Source organism: Acinetobacter sp. 197 (assembly GCF_048148385.1).
GTDB lineage: Bacteria > Pseudomonadota > Gammaproteobacteria > Pseudomonadales > Moraxellaceae > Acinetobacter > Acinetobacter pecorum.
This window is the reverse complement of sequence record NZ_JAYWZK010000011.1, coordinates 75772-93745: the sequence shown is the minus strand read 5'-3', so window position 1 is coordinate 93745 and position 17974 is coordinate 75772. Positions and strand designations below refer to the sequence as shown.

The 17974-nt window shown below is 45.2% G+C and carries 17 protein-coding genes; 11 read left to right on the top strand and 6 right to left on the bottom strand.

Annotation, left to right across the window (positions count from 1 at the left end):
* Positions 1-311: 311 nt before the first annotated feature.
* Genes VXQ11_RS12015 through VXQ11_RS11990 form a run of 6 tightly spaced genes read left to right on the top strand, consistent with a single transcriptional unit; the run spans position 312 to position 9778 of the window.
* Positions 312-2069: an ABC transporter substrate-binding protein gene (locus tag VXQ11_RS12015; RefSeq protein WP_416706123.1), complete on the top strand. Its 1758-nt coding sequence runs from the start codon at positions 312-314 to the stop codon at positions 2067-2069.
* Between the two features lie 22 nt (positions 2070-2091).
* Positions 2092-3894: an ABC transporter substrate-binding protein gene (locus VXQ11_RS12010; protein ID WP_416706122.1), complete on the top strand. Its 1803-nt coding sequence runs from the start codon at positions 2092-2094 to the stop codon at positions 3892-3894.
* 20 nt (positions 3895-3914) lie between these two features.
* Positions 3915-5921: a M3 family metallopeptidase gene (locus tag VXQ11_RS12005; RefSeq protein ID WP_064097001.1), complete on the top strand. Its 2007-nt coding sequence runs from the start codon at positions 3915-3917 to the stop codon at positions 5919-5921.
* A gap of 12 nt (positions 5922-5933) precedes the next feature.
* Entirely contained in the window at positions 5934-6872 is a 939-nt protein-coding gene (locus VXQ11_RS12000; RefSeq protein ID WP_004279216.1) for an ABC transporter permease, read from the top strand.
* Positions 6873-6879: 7 nt separating this feature from the next.
* A complete protein-coding gene (locus VXQ11_RS11995; protein ID WP_416706121.1) occupies positions 6880-8031 on the top strand; it encodes an ABC transporter permease in 1152 nt (383 codons plus the stop codon).
* A 10-nt stretch (positions 8032-8041) separates the two neighbouring features.
* Positions 8042-9778 (top strand): ABC transporter ATP-binding protein, encoded by a 1737-nt coding sequence (locus VXQ11_RS11990; protein ID WP_064096999.1) that lies wholly within the window; start codon positions 8042-8044, stop codon positions 9776-9778.
* 58 nt (positions 9779-9836) lie between these two features.
* Here VXQ11_RS11990 and rluB read toward each other — a convergent pair whose 3' ends face one another.
* The 3 genes from rluB to VXQ11_RS11975 are packed head-to-tail and all read right to left on the bottom strand — an operon-like array spanning position 9837 to position 12312.
* Entirely contained in the window at positions 9837-10889 is a 1053-nt protein-coding gene (rluB, locus tag VXQ11_RS11985; protein ID WP_416681201.1) for a 23S rRNA pseudouridine(2605) synthase RluB, read from the bottom strand.
* A gap of 41 nt (positions 10890-10930) precedes the next feature.
* Positions 10931-11521 (bottom strand): SMC-Scp complex subunit ScpB, encoded by a 591-nt coding sequence (gene scpB, locus VXQ11_RS11980; RefSeq protein WP_416681203.1) that lies wholly within the window; start codon positions 11519-11521, stop codon positions 10931-10933.
* Positions 11518-12312: a segregation and condensation protein A gene (locus tag VXQ11_RS11975; RefSeq protein WP_416681204.1), complete on the bottom strand. Its 795-nt coding sequence runs from the start codon at positions 12310-12312 to the stop codon at positions 11518-11520. The genes scpB and VXQ11_RS11975 overlap by 4 nt, the downstream gene beginning before the upstream one ends.
* 503 nt (positions 12313-12815) lie before the next feature.
* On the opposite strand from VXQ11_RS11975, the gene VXQ11_RS11970 reads away from it, so the two are divergent.
* Complete coding sequence (locus VXQ11_RS11970) at positions 12816-13295, top strand: hypothetical protein (RefSeq protein ID WP_416681205.1); 480 nt, start codon at positions 12816-12818, stop codon at positions 13293-13295.
* An 81-nt stretch (positions 13296-13376) separates the two neighbouring features.
* Here the strand turns inward: VXQ11_RS11970 and VXQ11_RS11965 are convergent, their stop codons facing one another.
* From VXQ11_RS11965 to VXQ11_RS11955, 3 genes are all read right to left on the bottom strand, one after another.
* Positions 13377-13661, bottom strand: coding sequence for a hypothetical protein (locus VXQ11_RS11965; protein ID WP_416681207.1), 285 nt, complete (start codon positions 13659-13661; stop codon positions 13377-13379).
* 54 nt (positions 13662-13715) lie between these two features.
* Entirely contained in the window at positions 13716-14333 is a 618-nt protein-coding gene (locus VXQ11_RS11960) for an L-threonylcarbamoyladenylate synthase (protein WP_416706120.1), read from the bottom strand.
* An 87-nt stretch (positions 14334-14420) separates the two neighbouring features.
* Positions 14421-15083: an elongation factor P hydroxylase gene (locus tag VXQ11_RS11955; protein ID WP_416706119.1), complete on the bottom strand. Its 663-nt coding sequence runs from the start codon at positions 15081-15083 to the stop codon at positions 14421-14423.
* Between the two features lie 99 nt (positions 15084-15182).
* Here VXQ11_RS11955 and VXQ11_RS11950 point away from each other — a divergent pair, with 99 nt between their 5' ends.
* From VXQ11_RS11950 to fabG, 4 genes are all read left to right on the top strand, one after another.
* Entirely contained in the window at positions 15183-15740 is a 558-nt protein-coding gene (locus VXQ11_RS11950) for a YceD family protein (RefSeq protein WP_416681210.1), read from the top strand.
* A gap of 77 nt (positions 15741-15817) precedes the next feature.
* Entirely contained in the window at positions 15818-16000 is a 183-nt protein-coding gene (rpmF, locus tag VXQ11_RS11945; RefSeq protein WP_004279227.1) for a 50S ribosomal protein L32, read from the top strand.
* Between the two features lie 250 nt (positions 16001-16250).
* Positions 16251-17237 carry an ACP S-malonyltransferase gene (fabD, locus tag VXQ11_RS11940; protein WP_416681211.1) on the top strand — a complete coding sequence of 329 codons (987 nt, stop codon included), beginning with the start codon at positions 16251-16253 and terminating at the stop codon, positions 17235-17237.
* The gene (fabG, locus tag VXQ11_RS11935) at positions 17234-17968 is read left to right on the top strand and encodes a 3-oxoacyl-ACP reductase FabG (protein ID WP_064101793.1); all 735 of its coding nucleotides are present in this window, start codon (positions 17234-17236) and stop codon (positions 17966-17968) included. Before fabD ends, fabG begins: the two co-directional genes overlap by 4 nt.
* Positions 17969-17974 lie beyond the last annotated feature (6 nt).

Genomic DNA, 17974 nt, shown 5'->3' with positions numbered 1-17974 from the left:
AATGAAAGTCATTGTAGGATTAATGTAATAAATATTTCGGAATTTATCTGAATAATTTTCTAAATCATTATTATTTTAAATAATTAATAAAAATATGTTTTTTGCTGTAAAAAGAACTTAATTACTGCTTAAAACTTAGAGTGGCATGAAATTAGCTTTCAAACGCTGGAGTCATAAGATAGGCTGAGTGTTGAAAAATAAAAAAACATGAAGCCAATCAAAAAAAGATAGATGCTTTCAAAAAAACTTAATCGTTTAAATAGCTTAAATAAACAAAAATAGGTATGAATTTGAAATCAGCAATTATAAGGATGACAGTTTTAGCGCTGGCAGTGGTATCCGGGGAAATAACCTTAGCAAAATCACCTGCACAACCAGATAAGGTTTTAAACCTGGCTTTCGAAGCACCTGATGATGGTTTTGATATGGTCAAAACTTATAATGTTTATAGTGGTAGCGTTGCCGAGGCTATTTTTGAACCTTTGTTACGTTATGACTATCTGGCGCGGCCGGCAATCCTGGTACCAAATACCGCCGAATCCTTACCCAAGGTTGAGCAGGATGGGAAAGTCTATACCTTTAAAGTCAAGCCGGGAATCTACTTCAGCCCAGATCCGGCATTTCAGGGCAAGAAGCGTGAACTGGTGGCGCGTGATTATATCTACTCCATGCAAAGGATCATGGATCCCAAAAATCATTCTCCTTCTTTTTCTTTTATCGAGGGAAAAATCCTTGGGGCAGATCAGGTCATCCAGCAGGCTAAAAAAACTGGCAAGTTCAACTACGATGCAGCTATTCCCGGTTTAAAAGCACTAGACAAATATACTTTACAAATTACCCTGACCCGTTCCGACCTGAATTTTCCATATATTCTGGCCTATGTGGCTTTTAGTGGTACCGCACGAGAAGCGATCGAACATTATGGTCATCGGGCAGGTCAGCATCCGGTTGGAACAGGGGCGTATCAATTACACAAATATGTGCCGCGTAGCCGTATTGAACTGACTGCCAACCCGAATTATCGTGGTTTTGTCTGGAACTTTAAGGGTGATGGTTCTGAATGGGATCAACGTATTGTCAAAGCCATGCAAGGCAAGCAGATGCCGCAAATTGGCAAGATCAAAATCAGTATTATTGAAGAGGAACAGTCTCGCTGGCTGGCTTTAAAGTCTGGACAATTGGACTATGACAAACTCACTGCGAGCGGCGCCGAACAGGCCCTGGAAAATAAGCAGCTGAAAAGCGAATACAAGAAAAAAGGCATCCTGCATTATCCGAATAAAGAACCGGAAATTACCTATACCATCATGAATATGCGTGATCCGTTAATTGGTGGGAATTCACTGGAAAAAATTGCCTTACGTCGTGCTCTCGCCTTGTCCTATAACCAGAAAGAAGCTATCCAGCAGTTGTACAAAGGTCATGCCGATAAAGCTGAAATGATTTTGCCAGAGGGAGTGGGTGGACATGACCCGAAGTATAAAAGCAGTATTGCTTATAACCCATTACTGGCCAATAAACTGCTTGACCGCTTTGGCTATAAGAAAGGTGCTGATGGTTACCGCACCTTGCCCGATGGCAAACCTTTGATACTAAAAATGAATTCAACCAGCTCAAGCTCTTCGGTAATTTCTGCAGAATTATGGAAAAAGAATCTGGATGCGATCGGGGTGCGAATTGAGTTCAAGGTCAGTAATTTTGCGGACAATTTAAAAGAAGCCACCCAATGCAAACATATGATGTGGGGTGGAGCCTGGATTGCGGATTATCCGGAAGGGGAAAACTTTGCCCAGTTACTGTATGGGCCAAATGCGCAGCAAGGCAACCTGAGTTGCTATACCTCAAAAGCCTATGACGCGTTGTACCAGACCGCGATGAAACTGCCGCCGCAGCAGCGGATGCCATATTATGAGCAGATGAACCGTCAGATGGAAGCTGATAATCCATGGATTCTGCACAATACCCGGATACGTAACTGGTTGATTCATCCGCATGTACAGGGCTTTAAGGCCCATCCGGTGACCAGAGCAGTTTGGCAATATATGGATATTGAACCTGTTAAAAAATAACTTGAGAAGATTAAGAACCAGTATGAATGTGAATAAAAATACTTTAAAAAAACTGGCCAGTGGGGTGTTAGTGGCCGGTTTGATGATGGCAGGGAGTGCATCGACATGGGCCAGCAATCCTGCCAACCCGAATAAGGTTTTAAAAACAGTATTTCTGGCAGCTGAAACCGGTTTTGATCCGGGTTATATCCATGACCGTTATTCGGCCAAGATTAACTCGGCGATTTTCGAAACCTTATATACCTATGATTATCTGGCCTCGCCGGCAAAATTAGTGCCATTGACTGCAGTCAGTCTGCCTCAAGTGAGTGCGGATGGCCTGACTTATACCATCAAAATCAAAAAGGGTATTTACTTTGCCGATGATCCGGTCTTCGGCGGTAAAAAACGTGAACTGACCTCGTATGACTATGCTTATAGCTTGAAACGTCTACTGGATCCAAAGCTGCATTCACCGAACAGCTGGTTGCTGGATGGCCGAATTAAAGGGCTGGACGCATGGATGGCTCTAACCAAAAAGAATGGCAAAGCCTATGAAAATCCGTTTGAAGGTATTCAGACCCCAGACCGCTATACCTTGGTATTAAAGCTGAATAATCCGGATCAGAACTTTCCGATGTTGCTGGCACATGGGCCTGCCGCTGCAGTAGCTCGTGAAGTGATTGAAAAATATAAAGACAAGGCGGGTTGGGTCATGAATAGGCCAGTGGGAACTGGTCCTTACGTGCTCAGCCGCTGGACACCAGGCTCACGGATTATCTTAAAACCAAATCCAGCTTATCGTGGTTTTGTCTGGGACTTTAAAGCCAGTGGTGCAGAAGATCAGGCCATTGTAAAAGCCATGCAGGGCAAAAAAATGCCTCAAATCGGCACTATTGATGTGCGTGTTATTGAAGAAGCGCAATCACGGATGCTGGCATTTAAGAAAAATGAACTGGACCTGCTCGAAATTGAGGGTGATATCGTCGTACAGGCCCTCGATGGTGACAAATTAAAGCCTGAGCTGGCTCAGCAGGGGGTGAAGCTGTCTCGTATTTTAGAGCCCTCCATTAGTTATCATTACTGGAATATGCAAAACCCGGTCGTGGGTGGTTTCGCGCCAGAAAAAATTGCCTTACGTCGTGCCATGGCGATGGCATTTTCTGTGGAAAACATGATCAATGTATTACTTAAGGGAGATGGAGCAAAACTGCACATGCCTATTCCCCCAGGAGTCGCAGGCTATTCACCGTCCTATAAAAGCAGTATTCCCTATTCAGTCAAAGCAGCCAACATGTTGCTCGACCGCTATAACTACAAGATCGGTGCAGATGGCTGGCGAAAGACCCCTGAAGGGAAACCTCTGGTAATTGAAATGATTGTTTACAATACCAGTCGGGGCCAGCAGCAGGGTGAATTCTGGAAAAAGACCCTAGACAGTATTCATATTCAAATGACCAGTAAGGCCATGCCATTTGCTGAAAGTATCAAGCTGGAAAAGCAATGTAAAACCATGTTCAAGAGTTCTGCATGGATTGCTGACTATCCGGATGCCGACAATTTTATGCAGCTGTTCTATGGCAAAAATGTCAATGTCACCAACAATGCCTGTTTCAAGCATCCTGAATTTGACCGTCTTTACGAGCAAACCCAGAGCATGCCGCCAGGCCCTGAGCGTGATCTGCTCTATCGCAAAATGACCAGGATTCTGGAAGTCAATATGCCGACCCTGATGCTCTATAGCAGCTACCGTAACGCCTTGACCCAACCCCAAATTATCGGACATAAGTCCCATCCGATTCTGTCTTCAGAATGGATGTATATCGATATTAATACGAAAAAGTAAGAAAAAATCTGGAGATGAATATGAAGTTAAAGCCTTTAAAATTAAGTACCTTATGTTTAATGATAATGGGGGGGTATCAAGGTGTAGCGGCAGATACCCAAGTACAGCTGCTGCCATTATTCAAGGCTGCAGAAATTCCATCTTTATGTGATGCCAGTCTGGCTTCCATGCAAAAAGATATCCAGATATTTGAAAATAAAAAAATTAAAGATAATGCCAAGGCAGGGCCTTATCTGGCCGAATGGGATGAGTTGCATGCCAAAGCCCGTGATTTCGGTGCTGCAGTAGGACTATATAGTAATGTCGATCCGGATCCTGCATTGCGTCAGGCAGCCGATGACTGTGAACTTAAAATCAGCAAATACCAGACCACCCTGTATCAGAATCCGAAACTGTATGCCCAGTTCAAGAAACTGAAAGCCAGTGATCCGATTGATCAGAAATTTTTAGAAGATATTCTGGAGCAGTTTGAGAACACCGGGGTACAACTCAGTGCAGAAAAACAGAAACGACTGAAAGAAATTATTGAAGAAAGTACTAAACTGGGGCAGGACTTTTCCAAAAATGTGCGGGATAACCCTGAAAAAGTTGAATTTACTCCAGCTGAAATGAAAGGCCTGCCAGAAAGTTACATCGCAAATTTAAAGAAAAATGAAAAGGGCAATTATTTGCTGGGCTTTGATTATCCGGAATACCAGCCTTTTATGGAGCTGGCAGAAAGTGATGAAGCACGCAAACGCTACCAGACCGCTTACACGCGTCGCGGGACCGAACAAAACCTGCAATTCATGAAAAAGGCCATTGATCTACGTTATGAAATGGCACAACTTTTTGACAAGGAAAGCTATGCCCATTCTGCGCTTGAATTCCGCATGGCCAAAACTCCTGAAGCAGTGAACGGTTTTCTGGATGAGGTTTATGCCAAAGTTGCACCTCTAGAAAAGCAGGATGTAGAACAATTACGTCAGTTCAAGGCTGAAACTTTAAAAGTTCCAGTAGAGAAAGCAGAAATTACACGTTGGAATCAGGGTTACTGGAGTGAAAAACTGCGTCAGGCCAAATACAAGGTAGACCAGGAAAAATTACGGGATTATTTCCCGACAGAAGCATCGCAAAAATGGTTATTCGCTATTTCTTCGGAACTCTATGGCATTGAGTTCAAGCCGGTGAAAGTCAAGGCTTGGCATGATGAAGTGGAATATTATGCGGTACATGACAAGGCTACGGGCGAATTCCTGGGCGGATTATATGTCGATAAATACCCGCGTGAAGGCAAATATGGGCATGCAGCTGTCTGGGGAGCTTATGGCGGCAGTACCCTGAATCAGCGTCGTCCGGTATCGGTACTGGTAACCAATTTTAACCGTAAGGGCTTGAATAGCAACGAACTGGAAACCTTTGTGCATGAAATGGGGCATGCCTTGCACGGGATTCTATCGAAAACCCGTTATACGGAACAGTCTGGTACCTCGGTAGAGCGTGACTTTGTTGAAGCGCCATCACAGATGTATGAAGAGTGGGCACGCCGTCTGGAAACCTTGTCAAAAGTAGCGGATTACTGTGAGCCGGCATGTCCTCGCGTGGATGCTGCCATGACCGAGCGCTTAAAGAATGTGAAGAATTACGGCCGAGGCCTGCATTATGCCCGTCAGGCTTTATATGCCCAATATGATATGGCCCTGCATGGTAAAGATGCAAAAAACATTGAGCCTTTAAAACTCTGGCAGGATATGGAAGGTAAAACCGCCTTGGGTTATGTCAACGGTCAGCAGTTCCCGGGACAATTCGGGCATCTGATGGGCGGCTATCAGGCAGGTTACTACAGCTATATGTGGTCTGAGGTCATTGCCCTGGATATGCTTTCATCCTTTGGCGATCAGCTGATGGACAAGAAAGTCGGTGCACATTATCGCAATACGGTCCTGGCTCAAGGTGGTCAAAAGCATGGCGAGCAAATGGTGAAAGACTTCTTGGGTCGTGATCCGGACAGCAAAGCTTTCTTTAATGAAATCTCTGGAAAAAATTAAGGAAGGCAAGCGATGCTGGCATATATTATTCGACGGCTTTGGCAAATGATCCCGACCATGCTCGGGGTGATTTTGCTGATATTCCTGCTGTTTAACTGGGTAGGTGGAGACCCTGCCTATATTCTGGCCGGTAAAATGGCCAATGCGGAACAGATTGAGAACATCCGTCAGCAACTGGGTGTGGATCAACCGTATTACGTACAACTCTGGATCTTTATCAAGCAGATTTTAACTTTTGATTATGGGGTGAGCTGGAGCACCGGGGAGTCGGTGGCACAGATTATCACCACCCGTTTGGGACCCTCACTAACCATTCTGATTCCACTGACCATTCTGCAAACTATTATTTCTATCATTCTGGCTTTGGGTGTGGCTTCGGTTCGTGGTTCTTTGACTGATCGCATGATCATGATGCTATGTACGATCGGTATGTCGATCAGTATTCTGGTGTACATCATCGTGTTCCAGTATTTCCTGGCCTATGAACTGAGCTGGTTCCCGGTACAGGGCTGGAGCGATAATTTCGCCGACAACCTTTTCAAATATGCCTTGTTACCTGTGCTGATTATGTTGGTGGTGAGTATTGCACCAACACTACGCCTGTATCGTAGTTTCGTACTGGATGAAGTCAATCAGGACTATGTGCGTACTGCGCGTGCCAAAGGCCTGGGTGAAAACCGTATCATGGGCGTGCATGTCCTGCGTAATGCCTCGATTCCGATTATTACCGATGTCATGGCAGGACTTCCGGCACTGCTGATCGGTGCTTTCCTGATCGAACGTTTTTTTGGTATTCCGGGAATTGGCCGTGAAGTCATTATTGCGGTAGAACGTTCCGATTTTCCTGTGATCAAAGCCATTACGGTCTATGTCGCTGCTGCGACCATGATATTCAACCTGATTGCCGATCTGATCTATAAATGGGTCGATCCGCGTGTACAGTTGAAGTAGGTGAATTATGCTGAGTGCGATATTTAAAAAAGAACAAGCGGCTGAAGCAGCACCTGAGTCGGCTTCAACAGGATTATGGCAACTGGCCATGCGCCGTTTGAAACGTGACCGGATTGCCATGTTTTCCCTGTATGTGGTGCTGTTTTATCTGCTGCTGCTGGTGCTGTCAATGAGCGGCCTGATTGCCAAAGACTGGAATAAAGAAGTGGCGGTCAGCTATGCACCGCCGAGTTTTATCAGTGCAGCGCCAGTTCCGGCTGCCGCTGATCCAGAGCAGGGCGCAGAATCTGTGCCTCTACCGGTCAATCCAGTCGATCCCTTAAAAGATGTCATTGCTGAATTGAATGCTGAAATTGCTGCTGAGCAGGGTGCTGGTGCAGGCATCGATTATTATGGAGTGGTCGATCCGCTGGCAGAAGACATGAAGGCCATTAATCAGGAACTCGGCGGCCAGCTGATGGATGAAAGTGGTGAACTCAAGCAAAGTCTGGCCTTCGGCGCCGATAAATGGGGGCAGGATGTTTTACAGAAAACCATTAAGGGGGCTGAAACCTCGATTCTGGTTGGACTGATTGCAGCCTTTGTCGCTGTACTGATTGGGACTGCACTGGGTGCAATAGCAGGTTACTTTGGTGGCTGGGTCGATGATGTCCTAAACTGGTTTTATAATATCTTTACCTCGATTCCCTATCTGTTGCTGGTTTTGGCGATTGCCGCAGTGTTACAGCAGAAAGGTATTTTATCAATTATCCTGATTTTAGGTCTGACTGGCTGGACCGGGGTTTTCCGTTTGGTTCGTGCCGAATACATGAAACATACGGCACGTGAATATGTGCTGGCTGCCAAGGCGATTGGCGTGAGTAATATGCGTCGTATGTTTGTCCATATTTTTCCCAATGTCAGCCATATTGCTCTGGTACAGATGTCTATTCTGGTGGTGGCATTTATCAAGTCCGAAGTCATTTTGAGCTTTCTTGGTTTCGGTGTGCCTATCGGGGTAGTGTCATGGGGCAGTATGCTAAACGAAGCGCAAAGCGAGCTGATTTTGGGTAAATGGTGGCAACTGGCGGCAGCCTCAATCGCCATGGCGGTATTGGTGACTGCTTTCTCGATGTTTACCGATGCACTCCGTGATGCATTAGATCCAAAACTGAAATAGGAGCGCAACGATGTCTGAAATCAATCCAAGCACAGTACCTGCGCTACTTCGCGTAGAAAATCTGCGAGTCAGTTTTAAAGGTGAAAATAAAGAATATATTGAGACCGTAAAAGGGGTTTCTTTCGAGATTCCGGCCAATACCACGGTTGCACTGGTAGGTGAGTCGGGGAGTGGCAAGTCGGTTACTTCCCTCGCTACTATGGGCCTGCTTCCGGCAGAAAGCGCCCGTATTTCAGAAGATAGCCAGATCATCTTTGAAGGGAAAAACCTGCTCAAGCTTAAAACCCGTGAAATGCGCCAAATGTGTGGCAAAGACATTGCCATGATTTTTCAGGAGCCCATGTCTTCGCTAAATCCGGTATTTACGGTAGGCATGCAGATTGCAGAAATCCTGCAACTACATTTGGGCATGAATAAAAAACAGGCGCGGCAACGTACCCTGGAGCTCCTCAAAGAAGTGGGGATCCCTGCGCCAGAAACTAAAATTGATGCCTATCCGGGGCAGCTTTCCGGTGGACAGCAGCAACGGGTCATGATTGCCATGGCCATTGCCTGTGAACCTAAACTGTTGATTGCAGATGAACCGACCACAGCTCTGGATGTGACTATTCAAAAGCAGATTCTGGACTTGCTGGAATCGCTGCGTCAGCGTCGCCAGATGTCGATGCTGTTTATTACCCATGATCTGGCATTGGTTGGTGAAATTGCCGATCAGGTGATTGTGATGCGCCATGGGGAAATCCGTGAACAGGGTCCGGTTCGGGAGGTGCTGGACCGGCCTCAGGACATGTATACCAAAGCCTTGTTACACTGCCGTCCACAATTGTCGCAACGTCCGTTACGTTTGCCGATGATCAGCGATTTTATGAAACAGGATGGTTCAACCTGGCTGGAAGATATCCGTCTGAATACTCAGCTCCCACAACGTTCACGTGGACTAAAGGGCGGAGAGGAAATTATTCTGGATGTACGGGATCTGAAAAAATCTTTTTATAGTCGTAAAGGACTGTTTGGCAAAGATGAATTTCAGGCAGTAAAAGGGGTTTCTTTCCAGTTGGCCAAAGGCAAGACCTTGGGGCTGGTCGGGGAATCCGGTTCAGGTAAAACTACCATCGGTTTATTGCTGATGCGTCTGCAACAGGCTACGGGTGGTAAGGCACTGTTTCAGGGTCGGGACATTCTGGACATGTCGGAACAGGAGTTTACCCAGTATCAACGTAAAATCCAGATCATTTTCCAGAATCCCTATGCTTCGCTGAATCCACGTTTTACTGTTGGACAAATCCTGATGGAACCGATGCAGATTCACAAGATTGGTCAGGATGATGCCGAACGCAAACAAATGGCTTTAGACCTGTTGGAGCGGGTCAGCTTGCCTGCACAGGCTTTTTATCGTTATCCGCATGAGTTTTCCGGGGGTCAACGCCAGCGGATTGCAATTGCACGTTGTCTGACTTTAAAACCTGAGATTTTAATCTGTGATGAATCGGTCTCGGCGCTGGATGTATCAGTACAGGCGCAGGTGCTGAATTTACTGCAAGACTTACAGGATGAATTTGGTCTGAGCTATATCTTTATTTCGCATGATTTGTCGGTGGTGAAATATATTTCTGATCAGATCATGGTGATGAATCATGGGGAGCTGGTAGAAATCGCCAATTCAGATGAACTGTATCAATCACCACAGCATGAATATACCAAGCGTTTACTCGGTGCTATCCCGCAAGGGATTCCACAAAGTGCCTGATGCATAAGACATAAAAAAGTCAGGCAATGTGCCTGACTTTTTTTATTTATCTTAATTATTAAAACTTTTTAAAGCCTTTGTTGGCGCCATATGGACGACGCGGCGCATTTTCATCACGCTCTTCACGACGACCAAAGCCCTGATCCGGACGGTTTTCACGACGAACGAACTGAGTGCCATTCTGGTTTTCACTTCTGTCACGACGACCATAAGCATTGTCATCACGACGCTCACGGCCAGTGTTATTTTGTGGTTGCTCATCACTGTCACGACGTTGCTGACGCAAGAAACCGCCACGGCGTGCAGCCATCGGCTTGTCCTGCATACGTTCATTACGGCGTTTTGCCATACCAAACAAGCCAGTACCTTGACGTGGTTTCAATTCCACTGATTTAGTCAGGTTGTCAATATCCTGTTTATCCAGTTCAATCCAGCGACCGGTACGCAGTTCGCGTGGCAAAATCACGCTACCATAACGGGTACGCAGTAGACGGCTGACTTTCAAGCCTTGTGATTCAAAGATACGACGGACTTCACGGTTACGCCCTTCTTTTACCACCACCTGATACCAGCGGTTGATCCCGTCACCGCCAAGTTCAGAGAAAGATTCAAATTTCGCAGGACCATCATCCAGCACTACGCCTTTCAACATGTTATTTTTCAGTTGTGGTGTTACTTCGCCCATGACACGAACCGCATATTCACGTTCGATTTCATTCGATGGGTGCATCAGACGATTCGCAAGTTCGCCATCATTGGTAAACAGTAGCAGACCGGTCGAGTTAATATCCAGACGACCCACCATTACCCAGCGATCGCCCGGAATAGCAGGCAGTTGTTCAAACACAGTCGGACGGTTTTCAGGATCGCTACGTGAGCAGATTTCGCCTTCAGGTTTGTAATAAATAATGACACGACGACGGATTTCGTCTTCAATCTGGAACGCAACTTTACGACCATCGATGCGAAGCTCATCACCTGGTTCGATTCGTTCACCCACTTGGGCAATTTGTCCGTTGACACTTACACGACCTGCGGCAATGACTTCTTCCATATAACGGCGAGAACCCAAACCAACGCGTGCAAGCACCTTTTGCAACTTTTCACTCATGACAGCATAACCTTAGAAATAATTATCAACAGTTCACCTATTTATGACTTCGGTGCATTTGCATCGAGGGCCATAAAAGCTTCCTTGGCATCCTGCAGGGGAGGCAATTGGCCCAAACTATTCAGGCCAAACGCATTTAAAAATTGTGGCGTTGTCATTAACAACGCAGGTCTTCCAGGGAGTTCACGAAATCCGGACTCTTTAATCCAGTTCCAGTCAAACAGCGTACGCAGGTTTTGACTGTTATTCGTAACACCACGAATCTGTTCAATATCCGCTCGAGTCACAGGCTGATGATAAGCAATCACTGCAAGCGTCTCCAGTAATGAAGGCGACAAGCGAGCCGGTCGTTCAGGCCAGGTCTGTGCAATAATATTACGATATTTTGCACGTACTTGAAAACGATAACCTTGTGCTGTTTCCACCAGTTCAATTGAGCGGCCATGCATCAGCATGGAAAGCTGTTGTAAATACTGACGTAATTCCTGTTTGCTATAACGATCCTGAAAAGCTTCTTTCAGACGGGCCAATGAAACCGTAGTGTCGCTGGCAAAAATAATCGCTTCAAGCTGCATCAGGACTTCATGCAGATTATCTTCTGCAGATAACAGCATATTCTGATTGGGTGTCATTGGCTGGCTCCTTGAATCGCGAGCGGGGCTTCAATACCTGTAGCAATAATCTGAATTTTTTGTTGTCGGGTTAGTTCCAGCACGGCCATAAAGGTGACCACCATGCCCATACGGCCTTGGCTCGGTTTTAACAAGTCCTTAAAGCTGAGTACTGCGCCAGTTTCAATACAACTTTCAATATAGGCAATCCGTTCTTCCAGCAGTACCGGTTCCTGTTGTACCTGATGAATCACCGGTTCAGGACGGTTAAATATACAAAGCAAGGCATCACGCAGTAAATCGCTTGAATAGCCTTCATTCGGCTGCTGGATGTCTCCCAGAGTGACATTGGCGGTAAAGGTGTCACGTTCCAGAATCGGCATCTGGCCCAGACGTTCTGCTGCCTGTTTAATTCTTAAATAGTTTTCTAAACGGTCAATCAGTTCTTGTTTTGGATCTTGTTCAATTGCAGCCAGACTTTTCGGTTTAGGTAATAGCAAACGTGATTTCAGATCTGCCAGTAATGCGGCCATCACCATATAGTCTGCTGTCAGTTCGATATTCAGGGATTTCATTGCGTCCATGTAAGACAAATACTGGGCTGCAATCGGTGCAATATCGACCTGTAACAGGTCAAAACCGTTTTTTTGAATCAGGTAAATTAAAAAGTCGAGCGGGCCTTCAAAATGTTCTAATAAAATTTCAAATGCTGCTGGAGGAATATACAGATCCTCCGGGATTGTCTCCTGCCATTCATCCAGAACCCGAATGTGCGGAGCAGATTCCCTAATGTTATGGATAATTTGAGTCATTACAATTATAGGCCACGCGAATTTTCAAAGGCATGCAAAGGCTTGATTTTCGGTATCTGATCGAAACAAAAGCACAGGATTTAGCAGTGGCATTGTACTGGAAAAGTAACTTTAAATAAATTAAATAAACACTCAAAGCAATAAAAACTTAAAAAAATAATGGAATTTAACTGCTCTTTAAAAAAAGCATAGAACAAAAGACTGAGTACAGCAGAAAATATACGATGATCTTCATGTTAATACGAGTTTAAAAATTAAGAGACCGAAGGGTAAACATCGGTTGATGCATGCAAAAAGCTGGATAAAGGCTGTCCTTCTTACTGGAAAGAGAAAGTTATTTAGTGGATAGGCGCTGAATGAATTTTAAACGGATTTTCCATTAAGAAACATGAAATTAATAAATATTAATAAAATGCACTTCTATAATTTTTGGTCAAAAACTTCGCTATACTGCTGAAAAAATAGTCGAAGCTCACAAAAAATATTAAAAAGGTGAAGAAAGTATGCCTCTTATTTTGCTTGTTATTGGAATGATCGCATTCGGGGGATTTTGGGCTTATCCCAAATATCAGATTATGCAGCTTGAAGATGAAGCACGCACAGGACTGAAATCAGGGGGATTCTCGGCTTTTGCCGAACGGGCCCAGCCTGTCATGCAGGCCATGAAAATGGATTTTAGCATCCTTGACCAATATCCTCAGATCCGTTTTTATATGCGGCATATGGCCTATGAAGGGGACCAGCTGGACGAAAGGGTTAAGCTGGATATGCAAGCCATGTCTTGTGAGTCAATCAATTCCTTTAAAGTCATGGAACCCAAGGCACGTACAGCAATGCTAAACGTACTGGAGGAAGATCAGATCGTTTTTCATGTGTATCTGAAAAATAAACTGGGCGAGGAACTCATGCACCATGAACAGAAGCTATCGCAATGCCCAAATTTCATTGCAGTTCGTCATTATGAACGTAGTTCAGACTCCTAAACTGTTTTTGGCAACCACCACATACCTGTCGAATTGAAAAGAATAAAACTGCAACCTCTCACCATATGCTGTTTTAGATTTTTATAGTGAGGAATGACTATATTCCTTAGCGGCAAACTCAATGAGACGCTGACAGGTCTCTGCCAGGCATACATTTTGGTTTGAATTGATCTGCAACCACTGTCTCACTAGAGCCAACGTCAGGAAAAATTGGTACTCAGTATGATCAATATTTACAGTGGGATGGGGAGAAGAATGTGCTTCGACCATGATTGCCTTGGATTGTAGAGTCCAAGGCATTTCTGCATAGATTAAATCCTGTGCAGAAAATTCATGCTGATTCAGAAGCAAATAAAATAGATCCATGCATTCGAACTCTCTCAATACTGAAGGACAATTTTCGCATTCTTCATTTAACGACTATTCAAATGCACTCACATCACCGACACCCCGACGGATCACTTCTGGATGATCACCGGATAAATCTACAATAGAAGTTGTGCTCAGCGTGCCTAAGCCGCTATCTATAAAAACATCAATGCGTTTGCCCAACTGCATTTCAATATCATAAGGATCATCAAGTGGATCGGTCTGTCCTGATAAAATTAGGGTAGAGGTCAACAGCGGTTCACCGAGTTCTTTGAGCAGCATCTGGCATACCGGATTATTCGGAATGCGTAGACCGATAGTTTTCTTTTTGGGATGCATCAAACGACGCGGGACTTCACTGGTCGCAGGTAAAATAAAGGTCGTGACTGCCGGTGTATTATTTTTCAGCAAACGGTACATGGCATTGTCCACTTTGGCATAGGTGGCAATATCGGACAAATCACAGCACAGAATCGCATATTGATGCTTTGGACCCAGACCACGAATCTGCGCAATCCGTTCCATGGCACTCTTGTTCCCGATCTGGCAACCAATCGCATAGGCCGCATCAGTGGGATAGACCACCACATCACCCGCACGGATACGTTCCACTGCCTGACTGATTAAGCGGGGTTGTGGGTTATCTGGGTGTACGCGTAAATGCAGCATAGAGGCTACTCCAAGCTTGGACTGATGGCTTATTATGTGGCGCTTGAGTCAAATCTGACAATCATTAAAAAGGTAGATTTGTGTAATTTAATCAAGCATTTCACGTCTAAATTCATCAGATTGTAAACTTTTACTACCTCTGGTACAGGCACAGATACATTGGATAAAGCGCATTGCATCACGTGGAAGCTTGGCCGTGCCGTTGAAATAAGCCTGCACCTGGGTGTAGACATTGTCTTTAAAGCCCTTGCCATCCCCGCCGTCGCCAGTCAGATTATCCAAAGATACCCGGAATTTACGGCCAAAAGCCTGGGCAAACATCCATTCAATCGCCTGCGGCTTGACTTCGACCTGTTCAAATAAAGCCTGCTGTTCCTGGGTACGCCCATCTGGCGCATACCAGTAGCCCAGATCTGGCAACAGGCGGCGTTTGTCTCCGGCAATGGTCCAGTGACTGATTTCATGCAAGGCACTATTAAAGAAACCGTGCGCAAACTGGATCCGGGCAGGGGCATCCTGGGTTGCCGGGAAATATTCTGGTTCAAAAGCGCCACGGACTAAAGTGACATTTAGGTGGGAAAACCAGTGATTAAAGTGTAAGATGAGCCAATCAACCTGCTGCACTTCTGATAATAAATTCGCCCACGGTAAGCGTTGCACTTGCTGTAGTGAGCTGTCAGAATCGGAGGTTGAAAGTGTGCTAACGAGTGATGAAATATTCACTTCTGTTTGCGGCTGCAACAGATGCATGACTGAAATTACCCAATTGGTCTGTCTAAAAATAAGTACAAAATTGTATCTTAATCTTTGACAGAGTTCTGATGAATTTGTAGAATTGCCGCCTTAATTATGTCAGCAAATACCTTTCCGGCACAGATTGAGCCGTTTAAATGGGCTGAACAAGGCTTTACATGGTCAGGTACCCTGCCATTGTCTCGCTTTGTTCGTATCGCTCGTGAAGCTGTTGGATCAATTGATGATCAATTGATTAACATAGACTGTAAGCTATCAATGGATGCCTATCATCGCATTGCATGGCTAGATGGTCATGTTGAAACGAAAGTTCCAATGGAATGCCAGCGTTGTCTGGACACCGTTGAAATTGAACTCGTTTCAGATTTTCATCTGGCTCTTGTAGATGATGAGTCACTGATAGAGCGCTTGGATGAGGATGCTGATTTCATCGTCCTAGGTGAAAGTGAAGCAACGACGAAAGGTTCATATGATGCACCTGCCACCGCTGATTTACTCGCACTGATAGAAGATGAATTGTTATTGTTGATGCCGCTGTCTGCTAAGCATGATGCTTGCGAACATAAGCATCAACCTGCCGTAGAAGAAGTTGTTGAAGAAAAACGGGATAATCCGTTTGAAGTTTTGGCAGCTCTGAAGGGTAAACTTAACTAATTTTTGTGTTATACTCATATGTATAAGACAATCGAATTTGTTCTGATCCATTTTTTCGATATTTGTAAGGAGCCATCATGGCCGTTCAGCAAAACCGTAAAAGTCGCTCTCGCCGTGACATGCGCCGTTCACATGACGCTTTAACTGAGAATGCATTAACTGTAGACCAAGCTACTGGTGAAACTCATCGTCGTCACCACGTATCTAAAGATGGTATCTACCGTGGTCGTCAATTATTCGCTAAAGCATCTGCTGAATAATTGATGATGTATTAAGCGTTAAAGCTTAGTAGAAAAAATGGGAGCGTTAAGCTCCCTTTTTTTATGGCTGATTTTTTATGTCTAAGTTTTGCATGTTTAATATTGAAGTTGCGGTTTTTGTTGTATTTGGCAATTACCCAAGCCGAAATTACGTGCTAAATTGCGCTCCACAATGGGTAGGGTGATCTGATTGGCCAATTCTTTGGCTTGCTTAAAAGATTCGCACCTCTTGAATGAAAGGATTTTATTTATGTCTGCTAAACAACTCGAACAAGCAGCTCAAGCAACTAAAACTGCATTTGTATTCCCAGGTCAGGGTTCACAAAAAGTCGGCATGCTCGCTGAACTTGCAGAACAGTTTAGTGGTATCCGCGATACATTTGCCGAGGCATCTGCAGCGGTGGGCTTTGATCTGTGGCAGATCGCCCAAAGTGGTGAAGGTCTGGATCAAACCGAATTTACTCAACCTGTGCTCTTAACTGCATCAATTGCCTTATGGCGTGTATGGTTGGAGTTAGGCGGGGTGGCACCAAAATACATGGCGGGTCATTCACTGGGTGAATACAGCGCACTGGTTGCATCCGGTGCTTTAAGCCTGGGTGATGCAGTTAAGCTGGTGAACCTGCGTGGTAAACTGATGCAAGATGCAGTACCTCAAGGTGTCGGTGCAATGGCAGCCATTCTAGGTTTGGATGACACCAAAGTGATTGAGCTTTGTGCGAAAGCGACTGAAGCAGGTGAAGGTTCTGTCGAAGCAGCGAACTATAATGCACAAGGCCAAGTTGTGGTTGCAGGGAATAAAGAGCGTGTAGAAGCTGTTATGGCACTGGCCAAGGAAAATGGCGCTAAAGCCATTGCGCTGCCTGTTTCAGTTCCTTCGCACTGTTCACTAATGAAACCTGCTGCCGAGCAGTTCGCGCCAGCTTTGGAACAAACGGCCATTGAGATGCCCCGTATACCTGTATTACAAAATGTAGGCGCGAGAGCGGCGGCTGATGTGACTGAACTTCGTCAGGCCTTGACGGCGCAGCTATATGAGTCGGTACAGTGGACCAAAACACTACAATTCCTTCAAGATGAAGGAGTTGAGTATATTGTAGAATGCGGTCCAGGTAATGTACTGGCGAATATGGCGAAACGTTTACCAAATATCGAAAAAGCACTTCCACTGGATACCAAATCTCGTCTGGAAGATGCGCTTAACACCGTACTGGTGGCAGAAGGGAAAATTGCATGACACAGGAACGTAAAGTTGCCTTGGTAACAGGTGCGAGTCGCGGCATTGGGGCTGCAATTGCGCAACAACTCATTCAGGACGGTTATTTTGTCGTCGGTACTGCGACTTCTGAAGCTGGTGCAGAAAAATTAACTGCACATTTTGCTGAAAATGGTGCCGGTAAAGTTTTAGATGTGCGTGATGGTGCTGCGATTGATGCACTGGTGAGTGATATCGAGCAAAACTATGGTCCGGTACTGGTATTGGTGAATAATGCCGGGATTACCAAAGATAACCTGTTACTGCGCATGTCAGAAGATGACTGGGATGATATTTTAAATATTCACCTGAAGGCCGTTTACCGTTTATCTAAACGTGTACTGAAAGGCATGACCAAGGCGCGTTTCGGCCGCATTATCAATATCAGTTCTGTGGTGGCACACTTTGCCAACCCGGGGCAAGCCAACTATTCTGCTGCCAAAGCTGGTATTGAAGCATTTAGCCGCAGCCTGGCCAAAGAAATGGGCAGTCGTCAGATTACGGTAAACTCGGTGGCGCCAGGATTTATTGCCACTGAAATGACTGAGCAGTTAAGTGAAGATATTCGTAAAAAGATGACTGAACAGGTGGCTTTAAACCGTTTGGGTAATCCGCAGGATATCGCCAATGCCGTAAGTTTCTTGGCTTCGGATAAAGCCAGTTACATTACTGGTACAGTTATTCATGTAAATGGGGGCTTATACATGAGCTAAGCTCAA

Excerpts from the sequence above, each read along its gene's own strand:
- VXQ11_RS12015 (WP_416706123.1), top strand. The coding sequence starts at position 312 with ATGACAGTTTTAGCGCTGGCAGTGGTATCCGGGGAAATAACCTTAGCA.
- rluB (WP_416681201.1), bottom strand. The coding sequence starts at position 10,889 with ATGAGTGAAAAGTTGCAAAAGGTGCTTGCACGCGTTGGTTTGGGTTCT.
- VXQ11_RS11950 (WP_416681210.1), top strand. The coding sequence starts at position 15,183 with ATGTCAGCAAATACCTTTCCGGCACAGATTGAGCCGTTTAAATGGGCT.
- fabG (WP_064101793.1), top strand. The coding sequence starts at position 17,234 with ATGACACAGGAACGTAAAGTTGCCTTGGTAACAGGTGCGAGTCGCGGC.
- scpB (WP_416681203.1), bottom strand. The coding sequence starts at position 11,521 with ATGACACCCAATCAGAATATGCTGTTATCTGCAGAAGATAATCTGCAT.
- VXQ11_RS11975 (WP_416681204.1), bottom strand. The coding sequence starts at position 12,312 with ATGACTCAAATTATCCATAACATTAGGGAATCTGCTCCGCACATTCGG.
- VXQ11_RS12010 (WP_416706122.1), top strand. The coding sequence starts at position 2,092 with ATGAATGTGAATAAAAATACTTTAAAAAAACTGGCCAGTGGGGTGTTA.
- fabD (WP_416681211.1), top strand. The coding sequence starts at position 16,251 with ATGTCTGCTAAACAACTCGAACAAGCAGCTCAAGCAACTAAAACTGCA.
- VXQ11_RS11970 (WP_416681205.1), top strand. The coding sequence starts at position 12,816 with ATGCCTCTTATTTTGCTTGTTATTGGAATGATCGCATTCGGGGGATTT.
- VXQ11_RS11965 (WP_416681207.1), bottom strand. The coding sequence starts at position 13,661 with ATGGATCTATTTTATTTGCTTCTGAATCAGCATGAATTTTCTGCACAG.
- VXQ11_RS11990 (WP_064096999.1), top strand. The coding sequence starts at position 8,042 with ATGTCTGAAATCAATCCAAGCACAGTACCTGCGCTACTTCGCGTAGAA.
- VXQ11_RS11995 (WP_416706121.1), top strand. The coding sequence starts at position 6,880 with ATGCTGAGTGCGATATTTAAAAAAGAACAAGCGGCTGAAGCAGCACCT.
- VXQ11_RS11955 (WP_416706119.1), bottom strand. The coding sequence starts at position 15,083 with ATGCATCTGTTGCAGCCGCAAACAGAAGTGAATATTTCATCACTCGTT.
- VXQ11_RS12000 (WP_004279216.1), top strand. The coding sequence starts at position 5,934 with ATGCTGGCATATATTATTCGACGGCTTTGGCAAATGATCCCGACCATG.
- VXQ11_RS11960 (WP_416706120.1), bottom strand. The coding sequence starts at position 14,333 with ATGCTGCATTTACGCGTACACCCAGATAACCCACAACCCCGCTTAATC.
- rpmF (WP_004279227.1), top strand. The coding sequence starts at position 15,818 with ATGGCCGTTCAGCAAAACCGTAAAAGTCGCTCTCGCCGTGACATGCGC.
- VXQ11_RS12005 (WP_064097001.1), top strand. The coding sequence starts at position 3,915 with ATGAAGTTAAAGCCTTTAAAATTAAGTACCTTATGTTTAATGATAATG.